A 15,156-nucleotide genomic window follows, 5' to 3' on the forward strand; every position below is an offset into this window, starting at 1 on the left:
GCGTGCGGATCAGTGCTGGTGGTCGCCTTCGGAGTCTTCGGGATTCTGGCTCTCGGCCGGTTCCTGCACGCTGCGGTCGGCGTCGACGGTGAAGCTTGCCGTGTGCACCTTTCCCTGGTGCTGGAAGTCGAGGAAGAGCCGGTAGGTGCCCGCGCTGGGCGCGGTGGCGGTGAAGGAGATGGTGGGGCCCGGCTTGGTCTTGCCGTCGCCGGGGGTGCCGTTGGGATGCACGTGCAGGTAGGCGAGGTCTCCGGAGCGCAGGGCCACCAGGTGGCCGTAGGCGCCGAGGTAGGGGTCGAGGTCGGTGACGGAGCGTCCGTTCTTGGCGACCTTCAGCTTGAGCTCGCTCGCGGCCCCCGGACGCAGTTGGCCGTCGAGGGTGACGGTGTAGCCGTCGACTTTGGCGACCTTCGCGGGTGCGGGCAGCGGGGCCGGGCGATAGGAACCGGAGACAGCGAGGTCCGTGCCCAGGGTCAGGCCTTTTGTGCCCTTGCCGGCGGGGGTGAAGTCAGCGAACAGCCGGTAAGTGCCGGCTGTGGGGAGGCCGGCTTTGGTGCTCCAGGTGCCGTCCGATGACCGGGTGGGGTGCAGGTGCCGGAAGGTGCCCAGGTCCCGGGAGGCAAGAATCAGGTGGAGTTCCTTGCCGTGTTCGCGTTTGAAGGCGGTGACCTTCCGGCCTGCGCTGTCACGGATGGAAAAGCGGAGTTCGGACTTCTTCGCTGCGGGGATGCGCGGGGTCTCCAGGTTCAGGCTGTAGCCGTTCTCCGCGATCTGGAGACCGCCCGGTGGCGTGCTCTGGCCGTTCTCGGCGTGTTCGCCGTGCTCGCCTTCCTTGTTGTTCGGGGCGTTGCTGCCCTCATGTTCGGCATGGGCTGCTGGGTCGGCCGAGGTGCCGATCGGAACGACCACGTCGCCCACCCCGTAGGCGGCTCCGAAGGTGGCGGCGAGCGCGACAGCGAAGGCAGTGATTTTCAGGGGGGTGTTCATCGGTTCTCCTTGGGCGTCCGGCGTCTGCCACGGACCGAGCTTATACCCCAGTAGGGTATGCACAAGCGTGGTCGACTCACTTGCCAGCGGTAGGGGGTGGGGGTATACAGTCGGATGCAGATACCCCCAAGGGGTATTGACTTCGTTACGTCTGTGATTCCCAGGAGGAAGCATGTCCGACTGCTGCACGCCCGACGGAAGCTGCTCGACCGGTGCCACGCAGAGCGCGACGGCCACAGCGGCCGACGGCGTCTCGACGGTCTACACGGTGACGGGCATGACCTGTGGCCACTGCAAGTCTGCTGTCACCAAGGCCGTCAGCGAGATCAACGGCGTGCTGGGCGTCGAGGTCGATGTCGATGCCGGCCGCGTCGCCGTGACCACCAGCGGGGAGCCTGACGACGCCGCGTTCGCGAAGGCCGTCGACGAGGCGGGCTACGAGCTCACCGGCCGCGCCCTCTGAGCCCCCTCCATGCTGCTGGGCCCGCAAACCCCCGTGCGGGCCCGGCTTTCCCTCTTGAGGAGCATTGATGACGAATCTCACCGAAACCGGCGAGGTCGAACTCGCCATCGGTGGCATGACCTGCGCCTCGTGCGCAGCGCGGATCGAGAAGCGGCTCAACCGCATGGACGGGGTTGAGGCGACCGTCAACTACGCGACCGAGAAGGCGAAGGTCAGCTACCGCGGCGAGAGCGTGACCGTCAAGGACCTGATCGCCACGGTGGAGGCGACCGGCTACACCGCCGAACAGCCGGCCCCGCGGCGCAGCGAGCCCGCCGCCGAGGAAGCGAGGGCGGAGGAGGAGGCCGGCGAACTGCGCCCCCTGCGTCAGCGGCTGGTGACCACCGTGGTCCTTGCGGTGCCGGTGATCGCGATGGCCATGGTTCCCGCGTTGCAGTTCGAGTACTGGCAGTGGCTCTCGCTGACGCTGGCCGCACCTGTGGTCACCTACGCGGCCTGGCCCTTCCACCGCGCGGCCTGGATGAACGCCCGGCACGGTGCGGCGACGATGGACACCCTGATCTCGGTGGGAACTTCGGCCGCCTTCCTGTGGTCGCTGTGGGCGCTGTTCTTCGGTACCGCGGGCACCCCCGGCATGACGCACCCCTTCGAGCTGACGATCGCCCGCAGCGACGGCGCGGGCAACATCTATCTGGAGGCCGCCGCCGGCGTCACCGCCTTCATCCTGGCAGGACGCTACTTCGAGGCGCGATCCAAGCGGATGGCGGGTGCGGCGCTCAGGACCCTGCTCGAACTCGGGGCGAAGGAGGTCACAGTCCTGCGGGACGGGGGAGAGTTCACGATCCCCATCGCCGACCTGCACACCGGTGACCGCTTCCTGGTGCGTCCCGGGGAGAAGATCGCCACCGACGGTACGGTGGTCGAGGGTTCGTCGGCCGTCGATGCCTCGATGCTCACCGGGGAGTCCATGCCGGTGGAGGTCGTCGTCGGGGACAGCGTCGCCGGTGCCACCCTGAACACCAGTGGACGGCTCGTTGTCGAGGCTACCCGGGTCGGTGCCGACACCCAGCTCGCCCGGATGGCGAAGCTGGTGGAGGACGCGCAGAACGGAAAGGCCGCCGCGCAGCGGCTCGCCGACCGGATCTCGGCCGTCTTTGTCCCCATCGTGATCGCCCTCGCGATGGGTACGTTCGGCTTCTGGCTGGGCAACGGGGCCGGTCTGACGGCGGCGTTCACGGCCGCTGTCGCCGTGCTGATCATTGCCTGCCCGTGCGCCCTGGGCCTTGCCACCCCGACAGCCATCATGGTGGGCACCGGCCGCGGCGCCCAGGTGGGCATCCTCATCAAGGGACCCGAGGTGCTGGAAACCGCCCGCAAGGTCGACACCGTCGTACTGGACAAGACCGGCACCGTCACCACCGGCCAGATGACCCTGGTCGCGGTGCGGACCGAGGAGGACGAGGCCGAAGTCCTGCGCCTGGCGGGCGCTTTGGAGAACGCCTCCGAGCACCCGATCGCCCGCGCCGTCGCCGAGGGCGCCATACGGAAGGTCGGCGCGCTCCCGGCCCCCGAGGACTTCGCCAATGTGGCCGGTCTGGGCATTCAAGGGGTCGTCGAGGGCCATGCGGTGCTCGTGGGTCGCCAAAAGCTGCTGGACGAGTGGGAGATCCGCCTGCCGGCCCACATGGAACGGGCCAAAGCGGAGGCGGAGGCCGCCGGGCGGACCGCGATCGTGGTGGCCTGGGACGGCGAGGCACGGGCCGTACTGGAGGTCGCAGACGCGATCAAGGAGACCAGTCCTGAGGCCATCAACCGGCTGCGCGCCCTCGGCCTCACCCCGATCCTGCTCACCGGTGACAACAAGGCGGTTGCCGCCACCGTCGCGGCGGAGGTCGGGATCGACAAGGTGATCGCCGAGGTCATGCCCGAGGACAAGGCGGATGTGGTCAAGCGTCTACAGGAGGAGGGCCACAGTGTCGCCATGGTGGGCGACGGCATCAACGACGCGGCCGCACTCGCCCAGGCCGACCTCGGTCTGGCGATGGGGACAGGGACGGACGCGGCCATCGAGGCGAGCGACCTCACCCTCGTTCGAGGGGATCTGCGGACGGCGGCGGATGCCATCCGTCTGTCACGCAAGACTCTGGGAACCATCCACTCGAATCTCTTCTGGGCCTTCCTCTACAACGTGACCGCGCTGCCGCTGGCCGCGGCGGGCCTGCTGAACCCGATGATCGCGGGCGCCGCGATGGCCTTCTCGTCGGTCTCCGTGGTCGGCAACTCACTCCGGCTGCGGCGCTTTTCCGCCCAGTCTTGAGGTCCGCTCCTCAGCCTTATCTGCGGCGTGCCACGTGGTGACGGGTGCCCTCCGACAACAGAAGCCGGAGGGCACCCGTCGTGTGATGGGCCACCTCGCTCATCGCTCGGGGCCTGAGACACCGCGCCCCGGCGTCAGGGCTCATCTGCCGACCGGGGTGTCACAGCAGTCGGCGCGCCCGGGGGCTGCGCGGCCCTGGCCCTCCAGCCTTGCGGCAACTGCCTGGAGGAGCGCCACCGCCACCATGCGGACCAGAGGGTCAGATGCTGCGCGTCGGGCAAGACGTATGGCGCGGGGTACGGGACTTTCCCGGACTTCGTGTGGCATGGGCGCTGTCACCTTCTCCGCCGTCGATAACACGCTTTCCTCGGTAGAGACTCACAGAGCACCATACCCTACTGGGGTATAGTGCTCGGATGCTCCGTGAGGTGCGAGCGCCCTTGTGCCGTTCAGAAATGCGTCGCTGCTGGTCGTAGGCGGCCTGGCGGGATCTGCGGGCGGGCCGGGTACCCCCGGCGGCATCCAGGACCCGGCAGACTCATCGGATATCTGTCGCGTGGACGTGCGCAATGGAGCCAAAGTGAACGCTGCGGCACAGGGCGCACGAAGGCCCATCAACTCTCCCATTGACACTCCCCGTTGATTAATAAACAGGGCTTGTTAGCGTCGGGGGACGGATGATCAAATGATCTTGATCCCGAAACGGCCCTACCAGGCTGTTGCTGTCGCTCTGCTCCCGCTCTGAAAGATGGATGGCGCCCTCATGTCCATGCCGTTCGACCCGACTCCTTCCAACCAGGACGCCCAGAACCCGCAGCTGAGCTTGTCTACGGCGGCCGCGCGGAATCTGGCGAGTACGACCAAGACCGTTCCGCAGATGCAGGGGATCTCCTCGCGGTGGCTGCTGCGGCTGCTTCCGTGGGTGCAGGTCTCCGCAGGTACGTACCGGGTGAACCGCCGGCTCACCCACACCCTCGGCGACGGCCGGGTCGAGTTCGTGGCCACGGGTGCGGACGTGCGAGTCATCCCGGCTGAACTGCGTGAACTGCCGCCACTGCGGGCCTTCGAGGACGAGGAGGTACTGGGTGCGCTGGCGGAGCGCTTCACACAGCGAGAGGTAGCCGCCGGGGAAACAATCGTGGAGGCCGGTCGTCCGGCTGATGAAATCGTTCTGATCGCGCACGGCAAGGGCAACAAGCTGGGTACCGGTAAGTACGGTGATCCGACGGTGCTCGGTGTGATCGCGGACGGGGACTACGTCGGCGAGGGGTTGCTGACCGGCTCGAACGACGAGTGGGAGTTCACGCTGCGGGCGGTCACTGCCTGCACCGTTCTGAGCCTGACGCGGGAGGCGTTCGAGGAAGTCCAGGGCCGGGCGGAAGGCCTGCGCACGCACCTGGAGGCGCTCCGGTCCGCTCCCCACCTGTCGCGGAACAAGCAGGGCGAGGCGGCCATCGACCTGGTCTCCGGCCATGCCGGGGAGCCGGCGCTGCCCGGTACCTTCGTCGACTACGAACTCAGCCCCCGCGAATACGAACTGAGCGTCGCCCAGACCGTACTCCGTGTGCACAGCCGCGTTGCCGATCTCTACAACGAGCCCATGAACCAGGTCGAGCAGCAGCTCCGCCTCACCGTCGAGGCGCTGCGCGAGCGGCAGGAGCACGAGCTCGTCAACAGCCGCGAGTTCGGGCTCCTCCACAACGCCGACTTCAAGCAGCGCATCCGTACGCACAGTGGCCCGCCCACCCCCAACGACCTCGACGAGCTGATCTCGCGGCGGCGGAAGACCCAGTTCCTGCTGGCCCATCCGAAGGCGATCGCGGCCTTCGGCCGGGAGTGCAACAAGCGTGGGCTCTACCCGCAGGGCGTGGAGCTGGAGGGCCACCAGGTGCCCGCCTGGCGCGGCATCCCGATCCTGCCCTGCAACAAGATCCCGGTCAGCCCCACCGGGACCAGCTCCATCCTCGCGATGCGAACGGGTGAAGAAGACCAGGGCGTCGTCGGTCTCCACCAGGCCGGCATCCCTGACGAGATCGAGCCCAGCCTCAACGTCCGTTTCATGGGCATCAACGAAAAGGCCATCATCTCCTACCTGGTAAGCGCCTACTTCTCCGCGGCGGTACTCGTCCCGGACGCGCTCGGCGTCCTCGAAGACGTCGAAATCGGCCACTACGACAACTAAGCCGGACGCAATCGCTGCCAGGAAAGGGCCGGGCACCAGTGACACAGCCGTTTGAACTGCCGGACTTCTACATGCCGCACCCCGCGCGCCTGAACCCTCATCTGGAGGAGGCACGGCAGCACTCGAAGCGGTGGGCTCGCGACATGGGCATGCTCGAAGGCTCGGGAATCTGGGAGGAGCGCGACCTCGACGCGCACGACTATGCACTGCTGTGTGCCTACACCCACCCCGACGCGTCAGGCCCGGCCCTTTCCCTGGTGACCGACTGGTATGTGTGGGTCTTCTTCTTCGACGACCACTTCCTCGAGGTCTTCAAGTACGCGCAGGACCGGGAGGGGGGCAAGGCGTACCTCGACCGCCTGCCGCTCTTCATGCCGGCCGACCCGGCGGCGGACATGCCCGAGCCGACGAACCCGGTCGAGGCCGGGCTGGCCGACCTGTGGGCCCGTACCGTGCCGAGCATGTCGGCGGACTGGCGGACCCGGTTCGCCGAGAGCACCGAGAACCTCCTCAACGAGTCGTTGTGGGAGCTGTCCAACATCAACGCTCACCGCATCGCCAATCCCGTCGAGTACATCGAGATGCGCCGCAAGGTCGGCGGCGCCCCTTGGTCGGCAGGTCTGATCGAGTACGCGATCGGGGCCGAAGTGCCCGCGCCGATCGCCGCGTCACGGCCGATGAAGGTGCTGCGGGACAGCTTCTCCGACGCCGTGCACCTGCGGAACGACCTCTTCTCGTACCAGCGCGAGGTCGAGGAGGAGGGCGAGAACAGCAACGGCGTGCTGGTCTTCGAGACCTTCCTCGGCTGCGGTACGCAGGAGGCCGCCGACGCCGTCAACGACCTGCTCACCTCCCGCCTCCAGCAGTTCGAGAACACCGTCTTCACCGAGCTCACCCCGCTCTTCGCCGAGACCGGCCTGCGCCCGGACGAGTGCGCCGACGTCCTCGCCTACGTCAAGGGGCTACAGGACTGGCAATCGGGCGGCCACGAGTGGCACATGCGTTCCAGCCGCTACATGAACGGGAACGCGACCGAGGAGAACGCGGGTCCGTCAGGGCTCGGGGGCTTCGCGTTCCTCCCGAGCGGACTGGGCACCTCGGCGGCGAATATCGGGCTGATGACCACCGGTCGAGCCGAGGCCGGCCGGCTCCGGAGCTTCACCCACGTCCCCCACCAACGAGTGGGGCCCTCGCAGCTGCCGGACTTCTTCATGCCGTTCACCACCCGGCTCAGCCCGCACCTGGACGGCGCGCGCCGGAACGTGGTCGAGTGGGGTCGCCGGATGGGCATGCTCGAAGCCCAGCCCGGCATACCCGGCTCGCACATCTGGAACGAAAACAAGCTCGCCGGCTTCGACTTCCCCTTGTGTGCGGCCGGCATCCACCCCGATGCCTCACCCGACCAACTCGACCTGACCTCTGGCTGGCTGACCTGGGGAACGTACGGGGACGACTATTTCCCCGTCGTCTTCGGCCGCAGCCGGGACCTGGCAGGAGCGAAGGCGGCCAACAGCCGGCTCTCGGCCTTCATGCCGGTGGACGGCTCCCCGCCGCCCGCCCCCGCCAACGCGCTGGAGCGTGGCCTGGCCGACCTCTGGGCCCGTACGGCCGGCCCGATGACGCCGCAGGGCCGCCGCACCTTCCGTACGGCCATCGAGGACATGACGTCCAGCTGGCTGTGGGAACTGGCCAACCAGGCGCAGAACCGCATCCCCGACCCCGTCGACTACATCGAGATGCGCCGGATGACCTTCGGCTCGGATCTCACCATGAGCCTGTGCCGGCTGGCCCACGGACAGCAGATCCCGCCTGAGATCTACAGCAGCGGTCCCATGCGCTCCCTGGAGAACGCCGCCGCCGACTACGCCTGCCTCCTCAACGACGTCTTCTCCTACCAGAAGGAGATCGAGTACGAGGGCGAGGTGCACAACGGCATCCTGGTCGTCCAGAACTTCTTCGACTGCGACTACCCGACCGCCCTCGCGATCATCCACGATCTGATGACCTCGCGGATGCGTCAGTTCCAGCATGTCGCGGAGCATGAACTCCCCGTCCTCTACGAGGATTTCCAGCTGGGCCCGGACGCCCGTCGCATACTGGACGGCTACGTGCGCGAGCTCGAGAACTGGCTGTCGGGCATCCTCACCTGGCACGAGGGCTGCCACCGCTACAAGGAGGAGGACCTGCGCCGCGATCTCCTCACCAGCCCGCAGCGCCGCCTCGACATCCCCACCGGCTTGGGAACCTCGGCCGCGCAGATCCCTCTGCTCACCGGGCGGCGGTGACGCATCGGGGACCGGCGCACGTCAGAGGGTGACGTACCCAGCCCATAGGCGATCTCGCCGCATGCCCGTCGGCTCGGGGCCGCTCCCGGCCGCGTCCCGAGCCCACGGGTACTCGCCGAGCGTGTCACGGCTTCCGGAACCGAGGCGGCTCCAACATCGTCACGCCACAGATGCGGAACCTCCAATCAAGGAAGCCGGGGTGGTGGACACCATGAGTCAGCCGTCCGTAGCCTGACAACGCGGTTGATCCACAACCGCGTTCAGCTGGCAGTCGTAAGAGGGAGGTACACGTCATGGGATCTGCCATCGACGACATGGGGATCGTGCAGCAGCCGACGGACACGGCACTGACGGAATCGGAAGCGGTGCTCGTCGGCGAGTTGGACAAGACGGCAGGTGCCGAGGCTGAGGACACCTGAGGTGGCGGCCGGTAGGGGAGGCCAGCACGGTTGTCAGCAGTCGGTAAATCGGCTCACGACCGGGCCCTCCCTACCGGCCTTCCCCAGTAGCGGACAGGTTCCGTCCGCCGTGGAACAGGCCGCCCGGCACCTGGGACTGCGTCCGTGCTGGCAGCGGATGGCCCATGAGGGCCCCGTGGAGGTGTGGTCGTGCGAGCTTGTCGACGCGTCCGGCACGATCGCCCCCGGAGCGTCCGGCATCGGCAAAGGGCCGACCCCGGCACAGGCGCGAATCCGCGCGCTGAGCGAGGCGCTGGAACGCCACGTCACCGGCCCGGTGAGCCTGCGGCGCAGTGCTGTGCATCTGGTATCGGCCGAGCTGCTGGGCAGCAGCACGATGAGGCAGGAGGCCAGCAGTCCGCTACTGACGCAACTCCGCGGCGATCAACTCGCCTGCTATACCTACGAGTCGCTGCTGGATGGCCACGAGCAGAGCATCCCGGTCTTCCTGGGTGCTCCCTGGTATGCCGGGCCCGACGGGCGGGGCCTGCGCGAAAGCGTCGGCGACACGACGGACTACCGCGCGTTGTCGCGCTACTCCGTCAACTCCGGTTACGGGCTCGCACCCACCCTCGCTCAAGCCACCCTCCACGCCCTGCTGGAAACCGTCGAGCGAGATGCGTGTTCGCTGCTGACCATCCGCACCTTCCTGTCCGGGCAACCCCCCGCCGTTGTGGACCCGCAGAGCTTGCCCGATGATCTGGCCGCTCTTCACGCCCATGTGCGAAACGAGGCCGACGCCACCGTTCACCTGATCGACGCCACCAGCGATCTGGAGATCCCCACGGTCGTTGCCTACGTTCTTCCGCTCGACGGCCGCCCCTGCCTCCGGGGGCAAGCTGCCTCGCTCAGCTCACACGAAGCAGTCACCGGGGCACTCAACGAACTACTTGAAGCCGTCCACGTCCGTCGGCACGGCATGGACCACCCCACGCGGCTGGAGGCGCTCGCACGCTACCCGGCCCTGCACCGTTGCGCCCGCTTCGATTTCACGGACGCGCTGGCACACGCCCGCAGCACGGCGTTCCGTGAACGCTCGTCGCCCGTGAACCCGCAGGCCCGGTTGGACGAGGTCCTGGCCCGCCTTGCCGAGCACGGTTTCACTCCGTACCGCCGCCGCGTAGCCGTGCTCCGGGAAGGCATCAGTACGGTGCACACGATGGTGCCGGGCCTGGAGCGGTTCTTCACCGTCGTCAAAGGCGCACTCGTCCTTCCCGGCCCGCGCGGCCGAACCCGACAGCAGGGGTAATCCACCAGGACGGTCCGGGCGGAGCCCGTCCCTCCCGCAACGCTCAGCGGACGGTACTCCGCTTCATGCGGCACCTTGCCGCGGCCGTACCCGCAGGAGGAGGCGGCGCGGATGCAGGATGGCGCTGTGCGGAGCCGGACGCGCATCGGACCCCGGGGCGCTGCGCAGCTGCCACCGGTGGGTGATGGTCGCGAGGGCGAGGGTGGCCTCGACTATGCCGTAGCGATCTCCTATGCATTTGCGTGATCCCGCGCCGAAGGGCAGGTACGCCCCGCGGGGAAGACGGCCGACGTGGTGCGGCAGCCACCGGTCGGGGTCGAACACGTCAGGATCTGCGTAGAAGCGGGAATCCCAGTGCACCGCGGCACTGCTGAAGATGACCGTGCTTCCGGGGCGCAATTCGTGTCCGCCCAGCCGGGTGGGGGTGGTGGTCACCCGCGTGAGCAGCCAAGCGGGAGGATAGAGGCGGAGCGCCTCGGTCAGTACGCGGGAGGTATAGGGAAGTCGGGCCACATCGCTCCACTGCGCCGGCCCGCCGTCGAGTACCCCGTCCACCTCCTCGTGGACCCGGCGCTCGGCGTCGGGGTGCTGGGCCAGGAGGTGCAAGGCCCAGGCGAGCGATGCCGCGACGGTGTCCGAGCCGGCGATGAGCAAGGGGAGGACCTGCTCATCGATGTCCGCGTCGGACAGCCGGCCGTAGCCCTCCTCCTGCCGGGCGGCGATCATGGCGGAGAGGATGCCGCCGTCCTCGCCCCGATCATGAGCGCTCTCGGCCATGAGGCGGTCGCGGGCGTGCAAGAGATCCTGCATCACTTGCCGGAGCCGACGGACCAGGGGCAGCCGGAGCTTTTCAAGGCACTGTGGCAACAGCAACCGTGGCAGGAAACTCCCCATCGCGGCCGCCATACTGCGCCGGAACTCCTCCACCGAGCCAGGGTCGACGCTGGTACGGAACAGCGTGCGGCTGACCGTACGCAGTGCCATGTCAAACAGTGCGGGGAAGGCGTCGATGACCTGGCCGTCCCGCCAAGAGGCTGTCATGGCGTTGATCTCGTCCACCATGACCTCGCTGTACTGCTCCAGCCTGCTGCGATGGAAACCCGGCTGCATCAGCCGGCGCTGCCGAAGGTGATCCCGGTGGGGACACAATGGCAGGCCGTTGCCCGCCAGCGCGCGCGCCTTGTCATACATCCAGCCGCCCTTGTCGAACGTACGCTCATCCGTCAGGACCTGCCACAACAGCTCCGGATGGCACGGGACGTACGCGCGCAGCGGGCCCAGCCGGATCGTCACCAGATCACCATGACGGGCGAGAGAGGCGGTGAAGTCCAGCGGGCGCCGCAGCAGCGCCCAGCCATGACCGACGAGCGGAAGCGCGCCCGGGGCGGCTGCGGCAGTGAAGATGCGGGTCATCGGTGGCGGTTCCCTCATGGAGTCGTGGATGAAGTGCCGAATGCTGTACGGGAGGGTGAGGCGCGGCGCGGGGAAGGCCATACCCCCGAGCCGTCCGCCCGCCGCACGCAGCAGTCCGGCACATGCCGACGCTCCCGCTCGCCGCCATGCCAGTGCAGCCACAACAGCTGCCAGGCGATCCCCGCCGCTTCGAGGTCGAAGTCCATCAGAACAAGTCCGTCGCGCGCCAGCCACGACTGGAAGCCGACCTGATGAGCGCCCCATGTCCGCATCACCGATGCGGACATGGGGTGAGGCCATCTGAGCTGACGGAGCGGACGCTGTTACGGTCGATTGGTGGACACGCAAGAACACGATGTAAAGCTGGCCGGCGTCGCTGAGACGACTTTATGGACGCTGTATCACCGCGCGCTCGATGCCCGTGACCCGAACACCGCGCTGAACGACCCGAAAGCGGTGGAGCTGGCTGACTCGATCTCCTTCCCCTTCGAAAGCCGCTTCGGCTCCGGCAATTGGGGCCAGGCCCAGGGAACGGGGTTGCGTGCCCGCTGTTTCGACACTGAGGTGCGCCGCTTTCTCGCCGACCACCCCGAGGGGACCGTGGTCTCGCTGGGCGAGGGGCTGGAAACGCAATTCTGGCGGGTGGACAACGGCAGCGTCCGCTGGCTGAGCGTTGACCTTCCCGACGTGGCCGCTGTCCGGAAGCGGTTGCTTCCGGACACGGACCGCCGCCGTACCCTGGCCTGTTCGGTGACGGATGGGTCATGGTTGGCCGAGGTGGACGATGCGCGGGGGCTGCTGATCACGGCTCAGGGCGTGCTGATGTACCTGTCGCCTGCCGAGGCACACGCTCTGATCGCGGCGTGTGCGGACCACTTCCCCGGTGCGGCGCTCGTGTTCGACACACCGCCTCAGTGGGTCACCGGCCGTACGGTACGACGCCAATGGCGTTATCCGGCCGGTTACCAGCCGCCCCCCATGCCCTGGGGCATGACCTCGGCGGAGGAGGAGAAGCTGCGGGGGCTCCCGAAGGTGGCCGGGGTGCGCAGCGTCCGCGTCCCGCGCGGGCGGGGCCTGGTGTGCGGGCTGCTGCTGCCCGCGCTGTCCTATGTGCCGGGGCTGCGTTCACGGAAGCCACTCTGGGTCACGCGAGTCGACTTCCTGGCGGATGAGGAACGCCCGGCGGAAGCCGACGCGGCACAGCAGGATCAGCAGATACGTAACGCTCCCGCCCACCCCCCCCGGAAAGTGACCGTTGATGAGCGCGCCTCCGCAGGAAATAAGCTACACACATGGACAGCCGGTGCTGCTGGAGAGGAATGACCTCCGGCTAAGGGAGTTCACATCCGACGACGTTGACGGTGTGCTGGATATCTTCGGCGACCCCAGCACCACACTCCAGTTCGGGATGAAGTCCTTCCAGCGGAGTGAGGCAGCGGATCTGGTGGAACAGGCAGCCGAGAGCGCGCGACAGCGCCCGCGTACGCAGTACAGGCTGGCCGTCAGCCAGATCAGCACGGGCGGACTCCTCGCCACCGTCAAACTTTTCCTCGCGCCGCCGTCCGAGGGTGCGATCGTCCGGGTAGGACACCGCAGTGCAGAGTTCGGCTGTGCTTTCCGGTCCGACATGACCCACAGGGGCCTGAGTGTCGAAGTCGGCCGTCTCGTGGGCGCGTTCGCCTTTGGTCGGCTCGGCCTGCACCGGATCTGGGCAGGTTTCATGCCCTCCAACGTGGCCGCACAGCGGGCCGCGGAGAAGTCCGGGCTGACGTACGAGGGAACGCTGCGCGACTACTGCTGGACAGACGGCACTTGGCACGACCTGGCAATCTGTTCGATCCTGGAAACCGACTGGCAGCAATCGGAGTCCGATCCCCTCCCCGGTGGCCTCACAGCCGAGATCCACACCGCCGCCCCTACTGATCGTCACATCTTGCCGGGATGTGCGGTTCAGGAGCAGTGAAGCCAGCTCCAGAACGCACGGCGTCCGCCCAGCGAGCGTCGCAGGGCGGACGCCGTGTAGGTGCCGGCACGAGGTTCCCCTCGGCCAGCAGTCTCTCGACCTCGGCTCGCGAAAGCCGAAGCCTTCGGCGATCAGTCGCGCCGGCCGCACAGGTATCCACGCCGCACAGCGGGCCGAGACCTGGCCAACACCGGCACAGGCGCCCACCGGCCGCGGTGTGTCCGGTGCGGCGGCGGACCGTACGGCGACTGCCAGGCCGGCCGCTCGGTTCGACCCGAGCCGCCCACGTCGCGGCGCCGTACGACCGGGTCCTGGAGCAGTTCGGCTACCGGACCGGGGTCGTTGTCGTACAGCAGGTGCAGGAGCTCGGGTTGTACGGAACGCGCGTTCATCCGCTCCAGGACAGTGAGTTTGGTGGTGTCCCCGCACCCGGTGCACAGCGCGAGGAGCCAGGCGTTGAGGAGCTTGTGGTTCGCAGTGACGCGGAATTGACCGTTCGCCCGGAAGTGCTCGGACGCGCACGTGTTGCAACGGCGGAGAACGATCGGCAGGCAGGTGGGCACGACCGCCCAGTTTTTGGACACAGAGTTCCACCGGTTCCAGTGAGAAGACCGCAGCGAAAAGGAGCACGGCGCACATGTGCGACGCGCGACGGATCAGCGCTTGGGGAGTCTCACTTGGTGTACAACGGCGTGTCCTTGGCAGGGTGACTGTGGGCGGGAGCACGGTAATGGCACACGGGAGTGCGGCTCCACTGATTTTCGGGCGGTGGCGTTGCCTGGCGGCGGGTGCCCGCACCACCCTCGGCCCACCGCGGTGGCCGTACTACCGGCTGTCGTTCCCCAGATGCCGGCCTGCCGCTGTTTCCACTTCCTGCACCGCATGGCGCAGGCTCGACATGACAGCGCGGACCAGTGGATGGTCGTTCGCGGAAGCACGGACCGTGGCGAGGATCGTACGCCGGTGGGTGGGTGCGGGTTCGAGGAGGGTGACGTCGGGGGCACGGTCGAACCACAGGAGATCGGGCAGGAACGCCACGGCGTGGCCCTGGGCTGCCAGCCGGGCGTGTACCAGCATGTCGGCGGACTCGAAGGCGACATCGGGCTCGAAGCCGGCCGCGTGGCACAGAGAGACGGTCCACTGTCTGGCCGGGGTGCCGACGGGCTCCATCGCCCAGGAGTGCTGAGCCAATTCCGACAGTGACCGCACAGTGGGGTCGCGGACCGCCAGCCGCATCGGCTCTTCGCCCAGTACGTGGTGGCTCAGTTCAGTGGCCTGGGGCGGGCGGGGATGGCCGGGGAAGGTCTCGTCGATGACGAGGTCGGTATCGCGTGCGAGCAGGGCGGACAGCGCGGTGTCCGGTTCGTCCTGGGTGACCTCGACCCGTATGCCCGGGTGCGTCTCGCGCAGCCAGGTCAGGGCGGTGGGAACGAGGGTGAGCATGGCGGTCTGGAAGGCAGCCACCCGCAGGGTGCCGGTGAGCTCCTTGAGCGAGGCGGCGATCTCCGTCTGGGCCCGGTCGAGCTGGTGCAGCACCGTCTCGGTGTGGGCGACCAGGATCTCGGCCTGGGGCGTCAGCCGCACCTTGCGGCCGTCCCGCTCCAGCAGCGGTGCGCCGACCTCGGATTCCAGCAGGGTCAGCTGTTGCGAGACGGCCGAGGGGCTGTACGACATGGCCGCCGCGACCGCAGCCAGGGTGCCTCGGTGCTTCAGCTCCCGCAGCACCTCCAGACGGCGCAAGTTGTACATGCCCACCACCCGATCCATCAAATTCTTTGACCTATCACATCCAGAAACATTCACTTTACTAAAGGATGGTGGTTTGGGAGCGTGAAAGCA

At 67.9% G+C, this 15,156-nt stretch carries 12 protein-coding genes and 1 pseudogene; 8 read left to right on the forward strand and 5 right to left on the reverse strand.

Annotated elements, in window-relative coordinates; genetic code table 11:
• Positions 1-9: 9 nt before the first annotated feature.
• Complete coding sequence (locus tag HYQ63_RS41725) at positions 10-987, reverse strand: hypothetical protein (RefSeq protein ID WP_179939239.1); 978 nt, start codon at positions 985-987, stop codon at positions 10-12.
• 172 nt (positions 988-1,159) lie between these two features.
• Here HYQ63_RS41725 and HYQ63_RS41730 point away from each other — a divergent pair, with 172 nt between their 5' ends.
• The 6 genes from HYQ63_RS41730 (at position 1,160) to HYQ63_RS41750 (ending at position 9,941) form a co-directional block, all read left to right on the forward strand.
• The gene (locus HYQ63_RS41730; protein WP_179939240.1) at positions 1,160-1,450 is read left to right on the forward strand and encodes a heavy-metal-associated domain-containing protein; all 291 of its coding nucleotides are present in this window, start codon (positions 1,160-1,162) and stop codon (positions 1,448-1,450) included.
• 67 nt (positions 1,451-1,517) lie between these two features.
• Complete coding sequence (locus HYQ63_RS41735) at positions 1,518-3,767, forward strand: cation-translocating P-type ATPase (protein WP_179939241.1); 2,250 nt, start codon at positions 1,518-1,520, stop codon at positions 3,765-3,767.
• A 763-nt stretch (positions 3,768-4,530) separates the two neighbouring features.
• Positions 4,531-5,949, forward strand: a complete 1,419-nt coding sequence (locus tag HYQ63_RS41740; protein ID WP_373689185.1) for a family 2B encapsulin nanocompartment shell protein — start codon at positions 4,531-4,533, stop codon at positions 5,947-5,949.
• A gap of 38 nt (positions 5,950-5,987) precedes the next feature.
• Positions 5,988-8,234 carry a family 2 encapsulin nanocompartment cargo protein terpene cyclase gene (locus tag HYQ63_RS41745; RefSeq protein ID WP_179939242.1) on the forward strand — a complete coding sequence of 749 codons (2,247 nt, stop codon included), beginning with the start codon at positions 5,988-5,990 and terminating at the stop codon, positions 8,232-8,234.
• Positions 8,235-8,527: 293 nt separating this feature from the next.
• Positions 8,528-8,653 carry a hypothetical protein gene (locus HYQ63_RS45390; protein ID WP_257232500.1) on the forward strand — a complete coding sequence of 42 codons (126 nt, stop codon included), beginning with the start codon at positions 8,528-8,530 and terminating at the stop codon, positions 8,651-8,653.
• 109 nt (positions 8,654-8,762) lie between these two features.
• Entirely contained in the window at positions 8,763-9,941 is a 1,179-nt protein-coding gene (locus HYQ63_RS41750) for a YcaO-like family protein (RefSeq protein WP_218929630.1), read from the forward strand.
• A gap of 63 nt (positions 9,942-10,004) precedes the next feature.
• Here the strand turns inward: HYQ63_RS41750 and HYQ63_RS41755 are convergent, their stop codons facing one another.
• Both HYQ63_RS41755 and HYQ63_RS41760 read right to left on the reverse strand, forming a co-directional pair.
• Positions 10,005-11,354 (reverse strand): cytochrome P450, encoded by a 1,350-nt coding sequence (locus HYQ63_RS41755; protein WP_179939243.1) that lies wholly within the window; start codon positions 11,352-11,354, stop codon positions 10,005-10,007.
• Between the two features lie 14 nt (positions 11,355-11,368).
• The gene (locus tag HYQ63_RS41760; RefSeq protein ID WP_179931911.1) at positions 11,369-11,641 is read right to left on the reverse strand and encodes a hypothetical protein; all 273 of its coding nucleotides are present in this window, start codon (positions 11,639-11,641) and stop codon (positions 11,369-11,371) included.
• A 49-nt stretch (positions 11,642-11,690) separates the two neighbouring features.
• Between HYQ63_RS41760 and HYQ63_RS41765 the strand changes: the two genes are divergently transcribed.
• Both HYQ63_RS41765 and HYQ63_RS41770 read left to right on the forward strand, forming a co-directional pair.
• Positions 11,691-12,677: a class I SAM-dependent methyltransferase gene (locus HYQ63_RS41765; RefSeq protein ID WP_257232501.1), complete on the forward strand. Its 987-nt coding sequence runs from the start codon at positions 11,691-11,693 to the stop codon at positions 12,675-12,677.
• Positions 12,658-13,317 carry a GNAT family N-acetyltransferase gene (locus tag HYQ63_RS41770; RefSeq protein WP_179939245.1) on the forward strand — a complete coding sequence of 220 codons (660 nt, stop codon included), beginning with the start codon at positions 12,658-12,660 and terminating at the stop codon, positions 13,315-13,317. Before HYQ63_RS41765 ends, HYQ63_RS41770 begins: the two co-directional genes overlap by 20 nt.
• On the opposite strand, the pseudogene HYQ63_RS41775 reads toward HYQ63_RS41770, so the two are convergent.
• Together HYQ63_RS41775 and HYQ63_RS41780 are read right to left on the reverse strand one after the other, a co-directional pair.
• Positions 13,271-13,880, reverse strand: a pseudogene (locus HYQ63_RS41775) (DUF1062 domain-containing protein). The gene HYQ63_RS41770 and the pseudogene HYQ63_RS41775 sit on opposite strands and share 47 nt — an antisense overlap.
• Positions 13,881-14,142: 262 nt before the next feature.
• On the reverse strand, positions 14,143-15,066 hold the full coding sequence (locus tag HYQ63_RS41780) for a LysR family transcriptional regulator (RefSeq protein WP_179941088.1): 924 nt from the start codon (positions 15,064-15,066) through the stop codon (positions 14,143-14,145).
• Between the last annotated feature and the right edge of the window lie 90 nt (positions 15,067-15,156).

The organism is Streptomyces sp. Rer75 (assembly GCF_013414305.1).
GTDB lineage: Bacteria > Actinomycetota > Actinomycetes > Streptomycetales > Streptomycetaceae > Streptomyces > Streptomyces himastatinicus.